The sequence below is a fragment of the Actinophytocola sp. genome (assembly GCF_036378875.1).
Classification (GTDB): Bacteria; Actinomycetota; Actinomycetes; order Mycobacteriales; family Pseudonocardiaceae; genus Actinophytocola.
The window spans coordinates 1-17,632 of sequence record NZ_DASUVO010000015.1 but is presented as its reverse complement, the minus strand read 5'-3'; the positions used below and the strand labels follow the sequence as shown (position 1 = coordinate 17,632).

14 protein-coding genes and 1 pseudogene are annotated in these 17,632 nt (G+C 69.1%); 14 read left to right on the top strand and 1 reads right to left on the bottom strand.

The features are described 5' to 3' along the window. The first annotated feature begins 5 nt into the window (after positions 1–5). The 14 genes from nuoE to VF106_RS03980 all read left to right on the top strand — a co-directional run bounded on the left by nuoE (position 6) and on the right by VF106_RS03980 (position 17,182). Positions 6–878: an NADH-quinone oxidoreductase subunit NuoE gene (gene nuoE, locus VF106_RS04045; RefSeq protein ID WP_330838242.1), complete on the top strand. Its 873-nt coding sequence runs from the start codon at positions 6–8 to the stop codon at positions 876–878. Continuing rightward, positions 875–2,176, top strand: a complete 1,302-nt coding sequence (gene nuoF, locus VF106_RS04040; RefSeq protein WP_330838174.1) for an NADH-quinone oxidoreductase subunit NuoF — start codon at positions 875–877, stop codon at positions 2,174–2,176. Before nuoE ends, nuoF begins: the two co-directional genes overlap by 4 nt. Continuing rightward, on the top strand, positions 2,177–4,669 hold the full coding sequence (locus VF106_RS04035) for an NADH-quinone oxidoreductase subunit G (RefSeq protein WP_330838173.1): 2,493 nt from the start codon (positions 2,177–2,179) through the stop codon (positions 4,667–4,669). 3 nt (positions 4,670–4,672) lie between these two features. After that, the gene (gene nuoH / locus VF106_RS04030; protein ID WP_330838172.1) at positions 4,673–5,995 is read left to right on the top strand and encodes an NADH-quinone oxidoreductase subunit NuoH; all 1,323 of its coding nucleotides are present in this window, start codon (positions 4,673–4,675) and stop codon (positions 5,993–5,995) included. Further along, complete coding sequence (gene nuoI, locus VF106_RS04025) at positions 5,982–6,530, top strand: NADH-quinone oxidoreductase subunit NuoI (protein WP_330838171.1); 549 nt, start codon at positions 5,982–5,984, stop codon at positions 6,528–6,530. Before nuoH ends, nuoI begins: the two co-directional genes overlap by 14 nt. Further along, on the top strand, positions 6,527–7,372 hold the full coding sequence (locus VF106_RS04020) for an NADH-quinone oxidoreductase subunit J (RefSeq protein WP_330838170.1): 846 nt from the start codon (positions 6,527–6,529) through the stop codon (positions 7,370–7,372). The genes nuoI and VF106_RS04020 overlap by 4 nt, the downstream gene beginning before the upstream one ends. Then, positions 7,369–7,668: an NADH-quinone oxidoreductase subunit NuoK gene (nuoK, locus tag VF106_RS04015; RefSeq protein WP_075127779.1), complete on the top strand. Its 300-nt coding sequence runs from the start codon at positions 7,369–7,371 to the stop codon at positions 7,666–7,668. The genes VF106_RS04020 and nuoK overlap by 4 nt, the downstream gene beginning before the upstream one ends. A gap of 28 nt (positions 7,669–7,696) precedes the next feature. Beyond that, the gene (gene nuoL / locus VF106_RS04010; RefSeq protein WP_330838241.1) at positions 7,697–9,646 is read left to right on the top strand and encodes an NADH-quinone oxidoreductase subunit L; all 1,950 of its coding nucleotides are present in this window, start codon (positions 7,697–7,699) and stop codon (positions 9,644–9,646) included. Positions 9,647–9,791: 145 nt separating this feature from the next. Then, positions 9,792–11,366 (top strand): NADH-quinone oxidoreductase subunit M, encoded by a 1,575-nt coding sequence (locus VF106_RS04005; RefSeq protein ID WP_330838169.1) that lies wholly within the window; start codon positions 9,792–9,794, stop codon positions 11,364–11,366. Positions 11,367–11,388: 22 nt separating this feature from the next. Beyond that, the gene (nuoN, locus tag VF106_RS04000) at positions 11,389–12,981 is read left to right on the top strand and encodes an NADH-quinone oxidoreductase subunit NuoN (RefSeq protein WP_414638850.1); all 1,593 of its coding nucleotides are present in this window, start codon (positions 11,389–11,391) and stop codon (positions 12,979–12,981) included. A gap of 66 nt (positions 12,982–13,047) precedes the next feature. Further along, positions 13,048–13,410, top strand: coding sequence for a VOC family protein (locus tag VF106_RS03995; protein WP_330838168.1), 363 nt, complete (start codon positions 13,048–13,050; stop codon positions 13,408–13,410). A gap of 98 nt (positions 13,411–13,508) precedes the next feature. After that, positions 13,509–14,522, top strand: coding sequence for a polyprenyl synthetase family protein (locus tag VF106_RS03990; RefSeq protein WP_330838167.1), 1,014 nt, complete (start codon positions 13,509–13,511; stop codon positions 14,520–14,522). Between the two features lie 122 nt (positions 14,523–14,644). Beyond that, positions 14,645–16,237 carry a sunset domain-containing protein gene (locus VF106_RS03985; protein ID WP_330838166.1) on the top strand — a complete coding sequence of 531 codons (1,593 nt, stop codon included), beginning with the start codon at positions 14,645–14,647 and terminating at the stop codon, positions 16,235–16,237. Positions 16,238–16,345: 108 nt separating this feature from the next. Beyond that, positions 16,346–17,182 (top strand): sunset domain-containing protein, encoded by an 837-nt coding sequence (locus tag VF106_RS03980; protein ID WP_330838165.1) that lies wholly within the window; start codon positions 16,346–16,348, stop codon positions 17,180–17,182. A gap of 33 nt (positions 17,183–17,215) precedes the next feature. Here VF106_RS03980 and VF106_RS03975 read toward each other — a convergent pair. Next, positions 17,216–17,632, bottom strand: a pseudogene (locus VF106_RS03975) (2-oxoacid:ferredoxin oxidoreductase subunit beta); the annotation flags it as partial.

The window sequence follows — 17,632 nt, the reverse complement described above, 5'->3', positions numbered from 1 at the left end:
AACCGATGAGCACCGGCGCTACGTACGGTGGTTCTAGCGTCGGCGCGGGGGAGACCTACGCCGCCGGCGGGCCCGACACGGACCTGAACGCCGCGTCCCCGCTGAGCACGGCCGAGAACGAGGCTCTGACCACACTGTCCACTCCGGACCTCTCGGTGTTCGGTCCGGACATCGTGGCCAAGGCGGCCGAGCAGATCAGCCGCTACCCGGAGTCCCGGTCCGCGCTGCTGCCGATGCTGCACCTGGTGCAGTCGGTCGAGGGGTACGTCAGCCAGGCGGGCATCGAGTTCTGCGCCCGGCAGCTGAACCTCACCAACGCCGAGGTCGCCGCGGTCGCCACGTTCTACACGATGTACAAGCGCAGGCCGTGCGGCGAGCACCTGGTGAGCGTCTGCACCAACACGCTGTGCGCGGTGCTGGGTGGCGACGCGATCTACAAGCGCCTCACCGAGCACCTGTCGGACGACGGCACGCCGCTCAAGCACGAGGACACCTCCGGCACCCCGGGCGAGCCCGGCTCGATCACGATCGAGCACGCCGAGTGCCTCGCGGCCTGCGACCTCGGTCCGGTGTTGCAGGTCAACTACGAGTTCTACGACAACCAGACTCCTGAGTCGGCGGTGGAGCTGGTCGACGCGTTGCGGCGCGGCGAGAAGCCCGCGCCGACCCGTGGCGCACCGCTCACCGACCTGCGCACGGTCGAGCTGGAGCTGGCCGGCTTCTATCCCGAGGACGAGGCCGACTTCCGCGCTCGCATCGACGGCCCGTCGGCCGCTGTGGAGACCCTGCGGGGCGCGAAGCTGGCCGCGGACCGCGGCTGGACCGCCCCGGCCATGCCCGAGAAGGCGCCGGAGCTTCCGGAGGTCGAGAAGAAGTGACGACAACAGAGAACCGTCCCGACCCGGTGACCCCGGTGCTCACGAAGCGCTGGCTGTCGCCGAACTCCTGGCGGCTTTCCACCTACGAGAAGCTCGAGGGCTACACCGCGCTGCGCAAGGCGCTGGGCGGCACCCCGGAGCAGCTGGTCCAGCTGATCAAGGACTCCGGCCTGCGGGGCCGGGGCGGTGCGGGCTTCCCGGCCGGCGTGAAGTGGTCGTTCATGCCGCCCAACGAGGACAAGCCGCACTACCTCGTGATCAACGCGGACGAGGGCGAGCCGGGTACCTGCAAGGACATCCCGCTGATGATGGCGGACCCGCACTCGCTGATCGAGGGCGTCATCATCGCCTCGTACGCGATGCGGTCGCACCACGCCTTCATCTACGTCCGCGGCGAGGTCCCGCACTGCATCCGCCGGCTCAACGCGGCGATCCGCGAGGCCAGGGCGGCCGGGTACGTCGGCGACGACATCCTCGGCTCCGGTTTCGGCCTGGAGATCACCGTGCACGCCGGCGCCGGCGCGTACATCTGCGGTGAGGAGACCGCGCTCCTCGACTCGCTCGAGGGCCGCCGCGGTCAGCCCCGCCTCAAGCCGCCGTTCCCGGCGGCGGCGGGCCTCTACGCCGCACCCACCACAGTGAACAACGTCGAGACGATCGCGTCGGTTCCCTTCATCGTCAACGGTGGCGCGGACTGGTTCCGCACCATGGGTTCCGAGCGCTCGCCCGGCCCGAAGATCTACTCGATCTCCGGCCACGTCGAGAACCCCGGCCAGTACGAGGCGCCGCTCGGCACGACACTGCGCCAGCTCCTCGAGCTCGCGGGTGGCATGAAGGACGGCATCCCGCTGAAGTTCTGGACGCCGGGTGGTTCGTCCACGCCGATGTTCACCGCCGAGCACCTGGACACCCCGCTGGACTTCGAGGGCGCCGCGGCGGCCGGCTCGATGCTCGGCACCACCGCGGTCATGGTGTTCAACGAGACCGTGTCCGTGCCGTGGGCCGTGATGAAGTGGACGCAGTTCTACGAGCACGAGTCCTGCGGCAAGTGCACCCCGTGCCGCGAGGGCACCTACTGGCTCGCCGGCATCCTCGAGCGGATGGTCGACGGCAAGGGCACCGAGTCCGACATCGAGACGCTGCTGGACATCTGCGACAACATCCTGGGCCGCTCGTTCTGCGCACTGGGCGACGGCGCGGTCAGCCCGATCACCAGCGGCATCAAGTACTTCCGGGACGAGTTCCTCGCCTTGTGCGACCAGAACAAGACCACCCCTGCGCTTGCGGGAGCCCACTAAATGACTGCCATTGAAGAAAAGCCGGAGGCGGCTCCCGTACCCGAGGGGCACGTGCGGCTGACCATCGACGGGGTCGAGGTCATCGCGCCCAAGGGCGAGCTGCTGATCCGCACCGCCGAGCGGCTCGGCACCGTGATCCCGCGGTTCTGCGACCACCCGCTGCTCGACCCGGCAGGCGCCTGTCGCCAGTGCCTGGTCGAGGTGGAGATGGGTGGCCGGCCGATGCCGAAGCCGCAGGCCTCCTGCACGATCACCGTCGCCGACGGCATGGTGGTCAAGACGCAGGTGACCTCGCCGGTCGCGGACAAGGCCCAGCAGGGTGTGATGGAGCTGCTGCTCATCAACCACCCGCTGGACTGCCCGATCTGCGACAAGGGCGGCGAGTGTCCACTGCAGAACCAGGCGCTCGCGCACGGCCGCGCGGACTCCCGGTTCGTCGAGACCAAGCGGACGTTCCCGAAGCCGATCCCGGTGTCCACGCAGGTGCTGCTGGACCGTGAGCGGTGCGTGCTCTGTCAGCGCTGCACCCGGTTCTCCGACCAGGTCGCCGGCGACCCGTTCATCGACCTGCTGGAGCGCGGCGCGCACCAGCAGATCGGCATCGCGCAGAACAAGCCGTTCCAGTCCTACTTCTCGGGCAACACCATCCAGATCTGCCCGGTGGGCGCACTGACCAGCGCCGCGTACCGGTTCCGGTCCCGCCCGTTCGACCTGGTGTCCACGCCGAGCGTCTGCGAGCACTGCTCGTCGGGCTGCGCCGAGCGCACGGACTTCCGGCGCGGCAAGGTGATGCGCAAGCTCGCCGGCGACGACCCGGAGGTCAACGAGGAGTGGATCTGCGACAAGGGCCGCTTCGCGTTCCGGTACGTGACCGCCGGCGACCGGATCACCCGGCCGCTCGTGCGGGACGCCAAGACCGGTGAGCTGGCCCCGGCGTCGTGGACCGACGCGCTGCGGGTGGCGGCCGAGGGCCTCGCGAAGGCCCGTGACGGCAAGGGCGCGGGTGTCCTGCCCGGCGGCCGGCTGACCGTCGAGGACGCCTACGCGTACGCCAAGTTCGCCCGCGTCGCCCTGAACACCAACGACGTCGACTTCCGGGCCCGCCCGCACTCGCAGGAGGAGCTGGACTTCCTGGCCTCCCGCGTCGTCGGCACCACGCCGGCGGACGGGGTCACTTTCTCGGGCATCGAAGCCGCGCCGGCCGTTCTGTGCGTGGCGTTCGAGCCGGAGGAAGAGGCGCCGATCGTGTTCCTGCGGCTGCGCAAGGCGGCCCGCAAGCACCGCGCGCAGGTCTTCCACATCGGACAGTGGACGTCGCCGGGTGTCGAGAAGACGATCCGTCCGTTCAGTGTGGACAAAGGCTCGATCGGCACGCTGCTCGCGTGCCCGCCCGGCGGGGAGACCGCCGCGGTCGAGGGCCTCGTCACGCACGCGCCGGATGTCTCCGAAGCCCTTTCCAAGCCTGGCGCGGTCATCCTCGCCGGCGAGCGCGCCGCCCAGGTGCCCGGCCTGCTGACCGAGCTGGTCAAGCTGGCCGAGGTCACGGGCGCCAAGCTCGCGTGGATCCCGCGCCGCGCCGGTGAGCGGGGCGCGTTGGAGGCGGGCGCCGTCCCGGCTCTGCTGCCGGGTGGCCGCCTGGTCACCGACTCCGGCGCCCGCGCCGAGGTCGAGCAGGCCTGGGGCCTCGCGGCCGGCACGCTCCCGTCCGCGCCTGGCCGCGACACCAGCGGCATCCTGGCCGCGGCGGCCGGCGGCCGGCTCGACGCGCTGCTGGTCGGCGGCGTCGAGATCGACGACCTGCCCGACCCGGCACTGGCCGAGGAAGCCCTTCGCACGGCGGGCTTCGTCGTCAGCCTGGAGCTACGGGCCAGCGCGGTGACCGAGTTCGCCGACGTGGTCCTGCCGGTCGCCCCGGCCGTCGAGAAGTCCGGCACGTTCGTCAACTGGGAGGGCCGCCGCCGCGAGTTCGGCGAGACCCTCGAGGGCACTGGCACGCTGCCGGACTGCCGGGTGCTGGACACGCTCGGCGTCGAGATGGACGTCGACCTGTTCACCCAGACCCCGAAGGCCGCCGCGGGCGACCTGGCCAAGCTGCCCTCGGTGCTCCGCAAGGCGTCGCTTCCCGTCGAGGTCGCCGCTCCCGCGCCGTCGCTCGGCGAGAAGCAGGCGGTCCTGGCCACCTGGCGCCAGCTGCTGGACAACGGCTCGCTGCAGTCCGACGAGCCGCACCTGGCCGGCACCCAGCGCCCGGCGGTGGTCCGGCTGTCCGTGGAGACCGCGCGCCGCTTCGGGTTGAACGGCAGCGCCACGGTCAAGACGGAGCACGGGTCGATCACCCTGCCGGTCGAGCACGCGGACCTGCCGGACGGAGTCGTCTGGCTTCCCGGCAACTCGGGTGCGTCGAAGCTCCGGCGTGTGCTGCGGGCCGGTCACGGCGACGTGGTCACCGTGACCGCCGAGAACCTGCTTACCGGTAGCTCGGGAGGCGAGTGAGTTATGGACAGGGCAGCACTACTTGCCGACGACCCACTCTGGCTCATCCTGATCAAGGTCGTGATCCTGCTCCTGCTGGGGCCGATCATGACCATGATCCTGATCGTGGCCGAGCGAAAGATCATCGGCCGCATGCAGCAGCGCCCCGGCCCCAACCGGGTCGGTCCGTTCGGCCTGCTCCAGTCCGTCGCGGACGCGATCAAGCTCCCGTTCAAGGAGCAGATCATCCCCGAGGGCGCGGACCGCAAGGTCTACTTCCTCGCCCCGATCCTCTCGACGATCCCGGCCATCACGGCGTTCTCCGTGATGCCGATCGGCGGGAAGGTGTCGATCTTCGGCGAGGAGACTGTGCTGCAGCTGGTCGACCTGCCGGTCGGCGTGCTGGTGATCCTCGCGTGCTCCTCGCTCGGCGTGTACGGCATCGTGCTCGCCGGCTGGGCGTCCGGGTCGCCGTACCCGCTGCTCGGCGGGCTCCGCTCAGCCGCGCAGGTGATCTCCTACGAGATCGCGATGGGTCTGTCGATCGTCGCGGTCGTGCTGTACGCGCAGTCGCTGTCCACCGGCGACATCGTCGACGCGCAACAGAGCGGCTGGTACTTCTACCTGCTGATCCCGAGCTTCCTGATCTACCTCGTGTCGATGGTCGGCGAGACCAACCGCGCGCCGTTCGACCTGCCGGAGGCGGAGTCGGAGCTGGTCGGCGGCTTCCACACCGAGTACAGCTCGATGAAGTTCGCGCTGTTCTTCCTCGCCGAATACGTCAACATGGTGATCGTCTCGGCGTTCGCCACCACGCTGTTCCTCGGCGGGTACATGGCCCCGTGGCCGATCTCGCTGATCAACGACAACTACTTCAACACCGGTTGGTGGCCGGTCCTCTGGTTCTTCGCCAAGACCTTCCTGCTGCTGTTCGCGTTCATCTGGGTCCGCGCCACGTTGCCCCGGTTCCGGTACGACCAGTTCATGAAGATCGGCTGGAAGATCCTGGTCCCGGCCAACCTGGTGTGGATCGTGCTGGTGTCGGCGGTGCGGGCGTTCCGCAGCGAGAACAACGTGTCCACCGGCCAGTGGGTGCTCTGGCTCGGCCTCGGCGTGCTGGCGCTGATCCTGCTGACGCTGCTGCTGCCGGACCGCAAGATCGAGGACGACGAGGACCGCGTGCCGATCACCGGTGGCGGGTACCCGGTGCCGCCGCTCGACCTGGAGATCCCGGGGCCGCCGAAACGCAAGGCCGTCCGCGGCCGGGAACGCCGTCGCCAGCGGGCCACCGTGGGTACCGGCTCGGCCGGCGACACTGCGAAGGAGTCCACCGATGGGGATGTTTGATCCGTTCAAGGGCTTCGGGGTCACCTTCTCGACGATGTTCAAGAAGGTCGTCACGGAGGAGTACCCGGAGGCAGGCGCGCCGGCCGCGCCGCGCTACCACGGTCGCCACCAGCTCAACCGGCACCCGGACGGGCTGGAGAAGTGCGTCGGCTGCGAGCTGTGCGCGTGGGCCTGTCCGGCGGACGCGATCTTCGTCGAGGGCGGGGACAACACCGACGAGGAGCGGTTCTCGCCCGGTGAGCGCTACGGCATGGACTACCAGATCAACTACCTGCGGTGCATCGGCTGCGGCCTGTGCGTCGAGGCCTGCCCGACCCGGTCGCTGACGATGATCAACGACTACGAGCTGGCCAACGACAACCGCCAGGACCTGATCTGGACCAAGGAACAGCTCATGGCACCCCTGATGAAGGGGATGGAGCAGCCGCCGCACCCGATGCGCCTCGGCGACAACGAGCAGGACTACTACGTCGACGCGCCTCGGCTCGCTCGGAAGTGGGGCTACCCCGACCCGACGAAGGAGGCGGCCAAGTGAGCGCAGCTTTCGTACTGGCTCAGGACGTCCAGAACGTGATGTCCACCGGTGAGGCCATCTCGTTCTGGGTGCTCGGCCCGCTGGCACTGCTCGGCGCGCTCGGCATGATCTTCGCGCGCAACGCGGTGCACTCGGCGCTGTTCCTGGTGCTGGCGATGCTGTCCCTCGGTGTGCTGTACATGGTCCAGCAGGCGCCGTTCCTCGGCTTCGTGCAGATCATCGTCTACACCGGCGCGATCATGATGCTGTTCCTGTTCGTGCTGATGCTGGTCGGCAGGGACTCGTCGGACTCGGTGGTCGAGGTCCTTCGTGGACAGCGGTTGCTGGCCACGCTCCTGGGCATCGGCCTCGCCGTCCTGATCGTCACCGCGCTGGCCCGCTCGCTCACCTCGGTGACGCCGGTGGGCCTGCAGGGCAGCAATGCCAACGGCGGCAACGGGAACGTCGAGAACATCGGCCGGTCGATCTTCACCGACTGGCTGTTCCCCTTCGAGCTCACGTCCGCGCTCCTGATCACCGCCGCCGTCGGCGCCATGGTGCTCGGTTACGTCGACCGGCAGACCCGAGGCCGCAAGACGCAGAAGGAAACGGTCGAGGCCCGCTTCCGCGGCGAGCACGACCGCCCGTCGCCGCTGCCAGGGCCCGGTGTGTTCGCCACGTCGTCGTCGGTCGCCACGCCCGCCCTGCTGCCGGACGGCTCGGTCGCGCCGGAGTCGCTGTCGCGGCTCATCGACTCGGCCGCCGCGGAGTCCTTCGACGACGAGCGCAAGGCCGTCGCGGGCAGCGCCCACGCCGCCGAAGCCCGAGCCTTGAACCCGACTCGGGAAGGGGAAACCCAGTGACCCCAACGGTCTACCTACTGCTCTCCGCGCTGCTGTTCACCATCGGCGCGGTCGGTGTGCTGGTCCGGCGCAACGCGATCGTCGTGTTCATGTGCATCGAGCTGATGCTGAACGCGGTGAACCTGTCGCTGGTCACCTTCGCGCGGATCAACGGCTCGCTCGACGGGCAGATCATGGCCTTCTTCGTGATGGTGGTGGCGGCGGCCGAGGTGGTCGTCGGACTCGCGATCATCATGTCGATCTTCCGTACCCGCCGGTCGGCCTCTGTGGACGACGCCAACCTGCTGAAGTACTGAGGGGTAATCCGTGTCGTCTACTTTCCAGCTGGCCCAGGAGGTCGGGGGCGTTACAGCGGCCAGCGGTGCCGCCGGCAGCGCCTGGCTGCTGATCGCCTTCCCGGTGATCGGCGCGGCCGTCCTGCTGCTCGGCGGCAAGGCCACCAACGCGTGGGGTCACCTGCTCGGTTGCGCGACGGTCGTCGCGTCCTTCGTGTACGGCGTGATCCTGTTCTTCTCCTCCACCGGGTTGCCGGAGGGCGAGCGGGTGCAGAACCTGCACGTGTTCGACTGGATCCCGGTCGGACAGTTGCAGGTCGACTTCGGACTCCGGATCGACCCGCTGTCGATCAGCTTCGTACTGCTGATCACCGGCGTCGGCTCGCTGATCCACATCTACTCGATCGGCTACATGGCCGACGACCCCGACCGGCGGCGGTTCTTCGGGTACTTCAACCTGTTCGTCGCCGCGATGCTGATCCTGGTGCTGGGCAACAGCTTCGTGTCGCTGTACCTCGGCTGGGAGGGCGTGGGTCTCGCCTCGTACCTGCTGATCGGCTGGTACACGAACCGCCCGTCCGCGGCGACCGCGGCCAAGAAGGCGTTCCTGATGAACCGGGTCGGCGACGTCGGCCTGGCCATCGCGATCTTCATCCTCTTCGCGGAGCTCGGGACCACGCAGTACACCGAGGTGTTCGCCAACCTCGACCAGCTGTCGCCGGCGTCGATCACCGCGATCACGATCCTGCTCCTGCTGGGCGCCTGCGGTAAGTCCGGCCAGGTCCCGCTGCAGGCGTGGTTGCCCGACGCCATGGAGGGCCCGACCCCGGTCTCCGCCCTCATCCACGCGGCGACGATGGTGACCGCGGGCGTGTACCTGGTGGCCCGCGCCAACCCGATCTACATGCAGAGCGAGGACGGCCGGCTGGTCGTCACGATCGTCGGCGCGGTGACGCTGCTGGTCGGCTGCATCATCGGCTGCGCGTACGACGACATCAAGAAGGTCCTCGCGTACTCCACGGTCAGCCAGATCGGCTACATGATGCTGGCCGTCGGCCTCGGCCCGTTCGGGTTCGCGCTGGGCATCATGCACCTGCTGACGCACGGCTTCTTCAAGGCCGGGCTGTTCCTCGGCGCCGGGTCGGTCATGCACGCCATGAACGACGAGGTCGACATGCGCAAGTACGGCGGCCTGGCTCGCGTCATGCCGATCACCTTCGTGACGTTCGGCCTCGGCTACCTGGCCCTGATCGGCATCCCGCCGTTCTCCGGCTTCTTCTCCAAGGACGCGATCATCGAGGCCGCGTTCGGCGCCGAGGGCTGGCGTGGCTGGGCGTTCGGCCTCGCCGCGCTGCTGGGTGCCGGGCTCACCGCCTTCTACATGACGCGCCTGATGTTCATGACGTTCTTCGGCAAGCAGCGGTGGAAGGAGCTGAAGTCCGAGGACGGCAGGGACTTCCACCCGCACGAGTCCGGTCCGGTCATGTGGGTGCCGATGGCGATCCTGGCGATCGGTTCGGTCGGCGCCGGTTTCTTCTTCTCCTCCGGTGACCTGCTCGCCGAGTGGCTGTCCCCGTCGCTCGGCACGCTCCAGGAGGCCGAGCACACGGCCATCGACCACAGCCTCATCCCGTACCTGACGATCGCGTTGTCACTGCTGGGTGTGCTGGTCGCGTGGCTGGTCGTCGGCCGCCGCGACGTGCCGGTGGTCAAGCCAGAGCCGGTGTCGTTCCCGGTCCGCGCGGCACGCAAGGACCTGTACGGCAACGCCCTCAACGAGGTCCTGGTCGCCCGGCCGGGCACCTGGCTGACGCGGGCGCTGGTGTACGTGGACAACAAGGGAGTTGACGGGCTCGTGAACGGCATCGCCGCCGGCTTCGGCGGCAGCTCCGGCCGGTTGCGCAGACTCCAGACCGGCTTCGTCCGCTCCTACGCGGCATCGATGCTCGCCGGCTCCATCCTGGTGCTGATTGCCTTCCTGGCGGTGAGGTACGCGTGAGCGCTGTTCCGCCTCCCCGCGATTTTGACTGTTGGTTCCGTCGGGACTCGACGGTCCCGTTGATCACGTACTTGTGGCTGGCTTGCGTCCCGTTCCCCTTGGGTGCGGTCGGGGAGCATGCGGCTCTGACACAGGGGGCATCAGCATGACCTCCACATCCGGTGCGGCCCTGCTGGTCGCGCTCCTGCTGATCCCGCTGGTCGGCGCCATCGTGGTGGCGTTCCTGCGGGACAACGACAAGCTCGCCAAGCAGGTGGCGCTCGGCGTCTCGCTCGTCGAGTTCGTGGTCGCGGTGATCTCCTGGATCTCCTACGACCCGTCCGGCGCTCGGCTCCAGCAGGCGTTCTCGATCGACTGGATCCCGGCCTTCGGCGTGCACCTGGCGTTCGGCATCGACGGCATCGCGCTCGTGATGATCGCGGTGATCGCGCTGCTGGTGCCGATCGTGATCGGTGCTGGCTGGGCGGACAAGCTGCCGGCCGAGCGCAGTGCCGGCGGGTTCTGGTCGCTGATCCTGCTGACGCAGGCCATCACGATCGGCGTGTTCGCGGCGACCGACGTGTTCCTGTTCTACGTGCTGTTCGAGGTCATGCTGATCCCGATGTACTTCCTCATCGGCAGCTACGGCGGCGCCCGGCGGCAGTACGCGGCGGTCAAGTTCTTCCTGTACTCGTTCCTCGGCGGCCTGATCATGCTGGCGTCGGCCATCGGCGCCTACTCGCTGGCCGCCGAGGAGTTGGGCTCCGGCTCGTTCGACTGGGCCACGCTGGTGCGGGTCGTGTCGAACGCGCCGCTCGAGAACCAGATCTGGATCTTCCTCGGCTTCTTCCTCGCGTTCGCGGTGAAGGCGCCGCTGGTGCCGCTGCACACCTGGCTGCCGGACGCGGCCGCGGAGGCGCCCATCGGCGTCGCCGTGATCATGATCGCCGTCCTGGACAAGGTCGGCACGTTCGGCTTCCTGCGCTACCTGCTGCCGATGACGCCGGACGCGAGCGTCGAGCTTGCCCCGCTGGTGCTCGTCATGGGTGTCGCGGGTGTCCTCTATGGAGCGTTGCTCGCCACGGGCCAGCGGGACATGAAGCGCTTCATCGCGTACGTGTCCATCGCGCACTTCGGCTTCATGTCGATCGGCATCTTCGCGTTCTCGGCGCAGTCCGAGGTCGGCGCGGTGTCCTACATGCTCAACCACTCGATCTCGACCGGCATGCTGATCCTGGTGATCGGCATGGTGATCGCGCGGGGTGGCTCGTCGCTGATCGCCGACTACGGCGGCCTCGCCAAGATCACGCCCGCGCTGGCCGGCGTGTTCTTCGTGGCCGGTCTCGCCTCGCTGTCGCTGCCCGGCACGAACTCGTTCATCTCGGAGTTCCTGGTGCTGATCGGCTCGTACGGGCGGGAGCCGGTGTACACGATCCTCGCGACCGTGGGGATGATCCTGGCCGCGCTGTACGTGCTGTGGCTGTACCAGCGCGTGTTCCACGGCCCGGTCCGCGGCAACGCGCTCGTGGACGTGGCGGGCGGCCCCGGCACCGCGATCGCGCCCGAGGTCGGCGCCCGCAAGGCCATCCTCGACCTGAGCGGCCGCGAGAAGCTCGTGCTCGCACCGCTTCTGGTCCTGGTCGTCGGCATCGGGATCTACCCGAAGCCCGTGCTCGACGTGATCACGCCGACCGTGGACGCGACACTGTCGTCGGTCGGCATCTCGGACGGAGGCAACTGAGTTGTCCGCACTGTCTTCGGTGATCCTGCTCGCGCAGGACGCCGACAAGGAGACGCTGCCGCCGGTCAACTACCCGGCGATCCTGCCGGTGTTGATCATCCTGGGCGCGGCGTGCGTCGGGGTGCTGCTCGAGGCGTTCCTGCCCAAGCACCAGCGGTGGTCGGCCCAGGTGTTCCTGACGCTGCTGTCGCTGGTCGGCGCCGGCATCGCGCTGGCGTTCTACCTGACCGACGCGCCGGCGACCGGTGAGGTGACGCTGTCGGGCACGGTGTCCGTCGACCGTCCGGCGCTGTTCCTGTGGGGCACGCTGCTGGCGTTGTCGCTTGGCGCGGTCCTCATGATCGCGGACCGCTCGGTGGAGCCGGGCGGTGCTTTCGTGGCCACCGCGGCCATCCGGCCTGGCACGGTCCAGGACCGTGAGCAGCGGCTGGGCGCCCACCCGAACCGCCGTGACGCGGCCCGTTTCGGCATGCAGACCGAGGTCTTCCCGCTGACGCTGTTCGCGCTCGGCGGCATGATGGTGTTCTGCTCGGCGAACGACCTGCTGACGATGTTCATCGCGCTCGAGGTCCTGAGCCTGCCGCTGTACCTGATGTGTGGCCTGGCGCGGCGCCGGCGGCTGCTGTCGCAGGAGTCCGCGGTCAAGTACTTCCTGCTCGGCGCGTTCGCGTCGGCGTTCTTCCTGTACGGCCTCGCGCTCCTGTACGGCTACGCGGGTTCGGTGAAGCTGGAGGCCATCGCCAACGCGGCCGCCGGCTCCGACCGCGCCGACACGCTCCTGTTCGGCGGCATGGCCCTGCTGATCGTCGGCCTCCTGTTCAAGGGCTCGGTCGGCCCGTTCCACGCCTGGACCCCCGACGTGTACCAGGGCGCGCCGACCCCGATCACGGCGTTCATGGCCGCCTGCACGAAGGTGGCCGCGTTCGGCGGGATCATGCGGGTGCTGTCCGTCGGCCTGGAGTCGACGCAGTGGGAGTGGCGCGGCATCCTGTGGGGCGTCGCGATCGTGTCGATGATCATCGGTGCGGTGCTCGGCCTGACCCAGACCGACATCAAGCGCATGATCGCGTACTCGTCCATCGCACACGCCGGCTTCCTGCTGATCGGCGCGATCGTGCTCAAGCCGGAGGGCGTGTCCTCCACGCTGTTCTACCTGCTGGCGTACGGCTTCACGACGGTCGCCGCCTTCGGCGTGATCTCGCTGGTCCGCGACGCCGACGGCGAGGCGACGCACCTGTCGCAGTGGGCGGGCCTGGCGAAGCGGTCCCCGCTGGTGGCCGCGGTGTTCACGTTCCTGCTGCTCGCACTGGCCGGCATCCCGCTGACGTCCGGCTTCATCGGCAAGTTCGTGGTCTTCCAGGCCGCACTCGCCGACGGCATGGCCCCGCTCGTGGTGGTCGCTCTGGTGGCCTCGGCCATCGCGGCGTTCTTCTACCTGCGCGTGATCGTGCTGATGTACTTCAGCGAGCCGGCGCCCGACGGCCCGTCGGTCACGGTCCCAGGCGCCTTCACCACGGCAGCCATCACCCTCGGCGTGGTGATCACACTGCTGCTGGGCATCGTGCCCGCCTTCGCCCTGGACTGGGCGGGCGGCGGCACGTTCGCGATCCAGTAACCGCTCGTTCATCGACGGCGCCCGCTGGTTGTCCCGGCGGGCGCCGTTCTTCGTCCCAGGAGTGTCGTGCGCGTCCAACACATCACCATCGACTGTGCCGAGCCGTACGAGTTGGCACGGTTCTGGAGCACGGCCACGGGTTGGCCGATCAGTGAGATCGACCAGCCAGGTGACGACGAGGTGCTGCTGGAGCCGCCGGACAAGGCGATGGCGGAGCTGCTGTTCATCCGTGTCCCCGAAACCAAGACCGTGAAGAACCGCCTGCACCTGGACCTCGTCCCGACGGAACGCACCCGCGACGAGGAGGTCGCCCGCCTCACCGCTGCCGGCGCCACTCTGGTCGCGGACCAGCGCGGACCGCAAGGGAAGGGCTGGGTGGTGCTGGCCGACCCTGAGGGCAACGAGTTCTGCGTGGAATCGCAGCGCTGACCAGTGCCAGTCGCCTGTGTCACAGCACACTCGTGGAGTGGCTGAAAGCCCAGGACATTAGGCTGTACCCAGGGATTTCTTCGTGGGGAGCGTGCCGAGTGACTGCTGACCAAACCGTGCCACGGCTTCCGGCGTCGCTCGGGCTCGACGACGCCGATCCGCAGCTTGTCGAGAACATCACCGCCGGCCTGATCAAGGTCGAGGAAGTCCTGCGTACGGTGGTGCAGAGCGACGTCGACTTCGTGAACCAGGCGGCGTTGCACCTGGTCAAGGCGGGCGGCAAGCGTTTCCGCCCCCTGTTCACGCTGCTGTCCGCGCAGTTCGCCGACGGCGGCACCGACGAGGTGATCACGGCCGCGGCGGCCGTCGAGCTGGTGCACCTCGCGACGCTCTACCACGACGACGTCATGGACGAGGCGACCATGCGGCGCGGCGCCAAGAGCGTCAACGCGCGCTGGGACAACACCATCGCCATCCTCACCGGCGACTTCCTGTTCGCCCACGCGTCCGGGCTCGTCGCGAACCTCGGCAGCGATGCCGCGCGCATCATCGCGGAGACCATGGGGAAGTTGGTCACCGGCCAGATGAGAGAAACCGTCGGACCCGGCCCGGACGACGACCCCGTGCGGCACTACCTCGACGTCATCGGCCAGAAGACCGGCTCGCTGATCGCGACGTCCGGCCGGTACGGGGGCATGTTCTCCGGCGCGACGGCCGAGCACACGGAGGCTCTGTACCGGTACGGCGACCTGATCGGCGCGGCGTTCCAGATCTCCGACGACATCATCGACATCGCCTCCCCGGCCGACGAGTCCGGCAAGACCCCGGGCACCGACCTGCGGGAGGGCGTCCGGACCCTGCCGATGCTCTACGCGCTCGCGCAGGACCCGGACCCACGGCTCGCGGAGCTGCTCGCCGGTCCGATCACCGACGACGACGCCGTCGACGAGGCCCTCATCCTGTTGCGCAAGTCGCCGGGCCTCGAGCAGGCGACCCGCACACTCAGTGACTACGCCGATCGGGCGCGCGCCGAGCTGGCCACGCTTCCGGCCTGTTCAGCACGCGACGCACTGGACATGCTGGCACGCTACGTGGTGGCACGTACGCGGTAGGTGACGCTCGGCGTGTTGGCCTTGCCGAATCCGCGTGGGCGGTGCTCACGCGGATGCCGACCGCAGTAGCCTGTCACCGCCCTGCTTGTGCGCTCGCGCGTCGCGCGAAGGGAGTTCGATCGATGCCGATCTTTGGGCAGGTCTGGTTGTGGAGTTCGCTGGCCTTCCTGCTCGGAGCGCTGCTCTGTTGGTTGCTGGTGGCCAGACCGGCTCGCAACCGCGTCGGTGAGCTGGAGGCTCAGCTCGCCACGCAGTCGCGCCGTCCATCGGCACCGGCGCGCCCCGAGTCCCTCGGTACACGTGACGACCTACGTTCCGTGGTACCAGGATTCGGCGATCGTGACGACTCCTCTGACCAGCTGACGCGTGGGTACCGGCTGGACGACGTCCCGCCGCCGCTGCCGCCGGAGCGCGAACGGCTCGCCCCGTACGACGGCCCGCCCAACCGCGACTTCCCGCCGTCGCAGGAACCCTCGTTCGGTGGTGGCTTGACCGCACCGCCCGAGATCCCCGACACCGAACTGGCCGAACAGCCACGTGCGGTCGCCACCCAGTACCTGGACGTCTCGGCCGGTTCCCTCACCGCGCCGCCCGAGGTCCCGACGATGTCCCAGCCGCCATCGGACCGCGGCTGGTTCGACGACGAGCTCGACGCGGACGCGGCCAACCAGGCGCCGGAAGACCAGCCGGCGGTACCGAGGAACCGCCACCACCTGGCCGAGCCGGACGAGCCGTTCGGTTCCCGCCTTGCCGACGACGCGGATGAGGGCTCGGGCATCAGCAGCGCCCTCGACGGGGCGGAGGAGCCCAGGTCCGCCATCGAGGACGACTCGGGCGGCACCGTGTTCACCCAGCGGACGCACCCGATCCCGGGTGAGCTGATCCGCCAGATCGACGAGGCCGGCAAGGAAGAGCTGGCGCGTGCCGAGGCCGACGACCGCGTGGACGAGCAGCCGGCGGAGTTCGACGCCGACCACCGTGAGCGGACCGACGAGCCCGAGCCGGTCGCCGCCGAGGACGACTACGAGCCGGCGGAGTCCAGCGAACGTTCCGACGCCGAGACCGCCGACGAGTCGGAGCCGGCGTTCGCCGACCGCGAGCCCTTCGCCGAGCCGGCGCCGTCGGCGTTCACGGAACCGGACGTGCCACCGGAGCAGCCGCAGGAACAGACGGAGGTCGTGGCGACGACCCCCGCGGTCGAGGAAGAGCCGGCACCCTCGCGTTCGGCCAGCGACCTCCCGCGCCGTGTGCCGCAGCAGAACCGGATCACGCCGGGCGTGGCGGTGAAGGTGGAACCAACCCCGAACGCGCTGCCGAAGCGGGTGCCGGGCAAGCCGAGGCACCACCTCCCGTTCGGCGTGGAGCCGACCCCGGAGCCCGTCGCCGCACCCGCCGCCGTCGCCGCCGCCGTGGACGAGGCGCCACGATCGCTGTTCGAGCCGATCATCCCGGCGACCGATGAAGGTATGGCCACCCCACCACCTCCACACCGCCTGCGGCAGGGCAGTGGCGGCGGCCGTGGCCCGTTCGGCCCAGGCTCGGCGATGCCGTTGCCGGGCGGTGCGTCCCCGTCGCCGGAGTTCACGATCAAGGCGAGTGTCGCGGCCCTGCGGTACTGCACCCCGGAGTCTCCGCAGTTCGGCCGTACGGTGGCCGAGGTCTGGTTCCGCACCGCCGCTGACGCCGAACGGGTGGGATTTCGTCCGGTTGGATGATCTTCTCGACACTGACTTGACGGCCGGTCTCCGGACGTGGTTGCAAATACCCTATTCTTCTCGCCAACCGGTGATCGTTACCGCGTTATCCGCGAGGAGGCAGACGCCGTGAGTTGGTTGCAGCAACTTGTCGTCAAGCTGAAGTCGGTCGGGCGGCGCAAGGGTGCCGAAGGCGAGCCGACTACAGCGGCGGGCACGTCCGTGAAGGCGGGGAGCCCTGAAGCCGCGGAGAAGGCCGCCCCCGTGACCACGGTCCTCACTGAGGACGTCCCGGACGACGTCACCCCGGAGGCAGCTGCCGAAAAGCCTGCTCCCGCAGAGGAGACGGTCGCCGTCGAGCCGGCCGCCGCAACGGAAGCCAAGCCGGCCACCGCGTCTGACATCGCCGAGCCTGCCGCCTCCGACTCCGCTGCCGCCAGCGAAGAAGCGGCGGCCGAGGAACCGGCCGTCACCGAATCTGTCGTCGACGCGAAGCCGGAAGCCGAGGCAGAACCCGCCGAGGTGGAACCCGCTGCCGCGGTGGCCGAGCCGGAGCCCGCCGAGGAGTCGGCCGTCCCCGACTCCGTCGTTGACGCGGAGCCTGAGCACGCTGCTGCTGAGGAGTCGTCCGTTGCCGGGGCTGCAGAGGCGGTCCTGGACGCCGAGGCTGTTCCGGTCGAGGCCGCGAACCCCGCGATAAACACGCTCGACGACGACGGCCGCACCGCCGAGCTCATCGCAGAAGGCCCCTACGGCCCCGGCTCCGGCAAGCCGACCGCCGACGGCTCCGCTCCCTCCGCGGACTTCACGGTCAAGGCCAAGGCTTCCTCGAAGCTCTTCCACACGCAGAAGTCCCCGTACTTCACCCGCACCAAGGCCGACGTCTGGTTCAAGAGCGAGGCCGACGCGGAGAGCGCGGGTTTCCAGGCCTGGGACCACAAGAAGCGCGCCGCGGCCAAGAAGTAGAAGAAAGGCCCCGGGCAAGGCCGGGGCCTCTTCTCAGCCGACAGTCCAGGTGTCGTTGCCGTTCAGCAACGCCTGCAGGTTCGGCGGTTTCGCCTCGGTAGCGGCGGCCACCTGCTGGCGCGCCATGTCGTCGTACGTCGGCCGCTGAACGTTGCGGTACACGCCGGTGACCGTGTGGGACAGGTCCTGTGTCGAGAGCCGTGACAGCGCGAACGCGTAGGACGGGTCCTCGACTCCCGCGTCGTGCACCACGATCCGGTCCTCGCCGACCTCACTGATCTTCGCGACCTCGAGTCCGCCGAGTTCGGTGCGGACGACGCCGTATTCGCCGTCGGGTCCGAAGCGGATGGGTTTGCCGTCCTCCAGCGGGATGAGCCTCTGCTCTTTCTCGCCGGGTTCCTTCAGTACGTCGAAGGCGCCGTCGTTGAAGATGGGGCAGTTCTGGTAGAT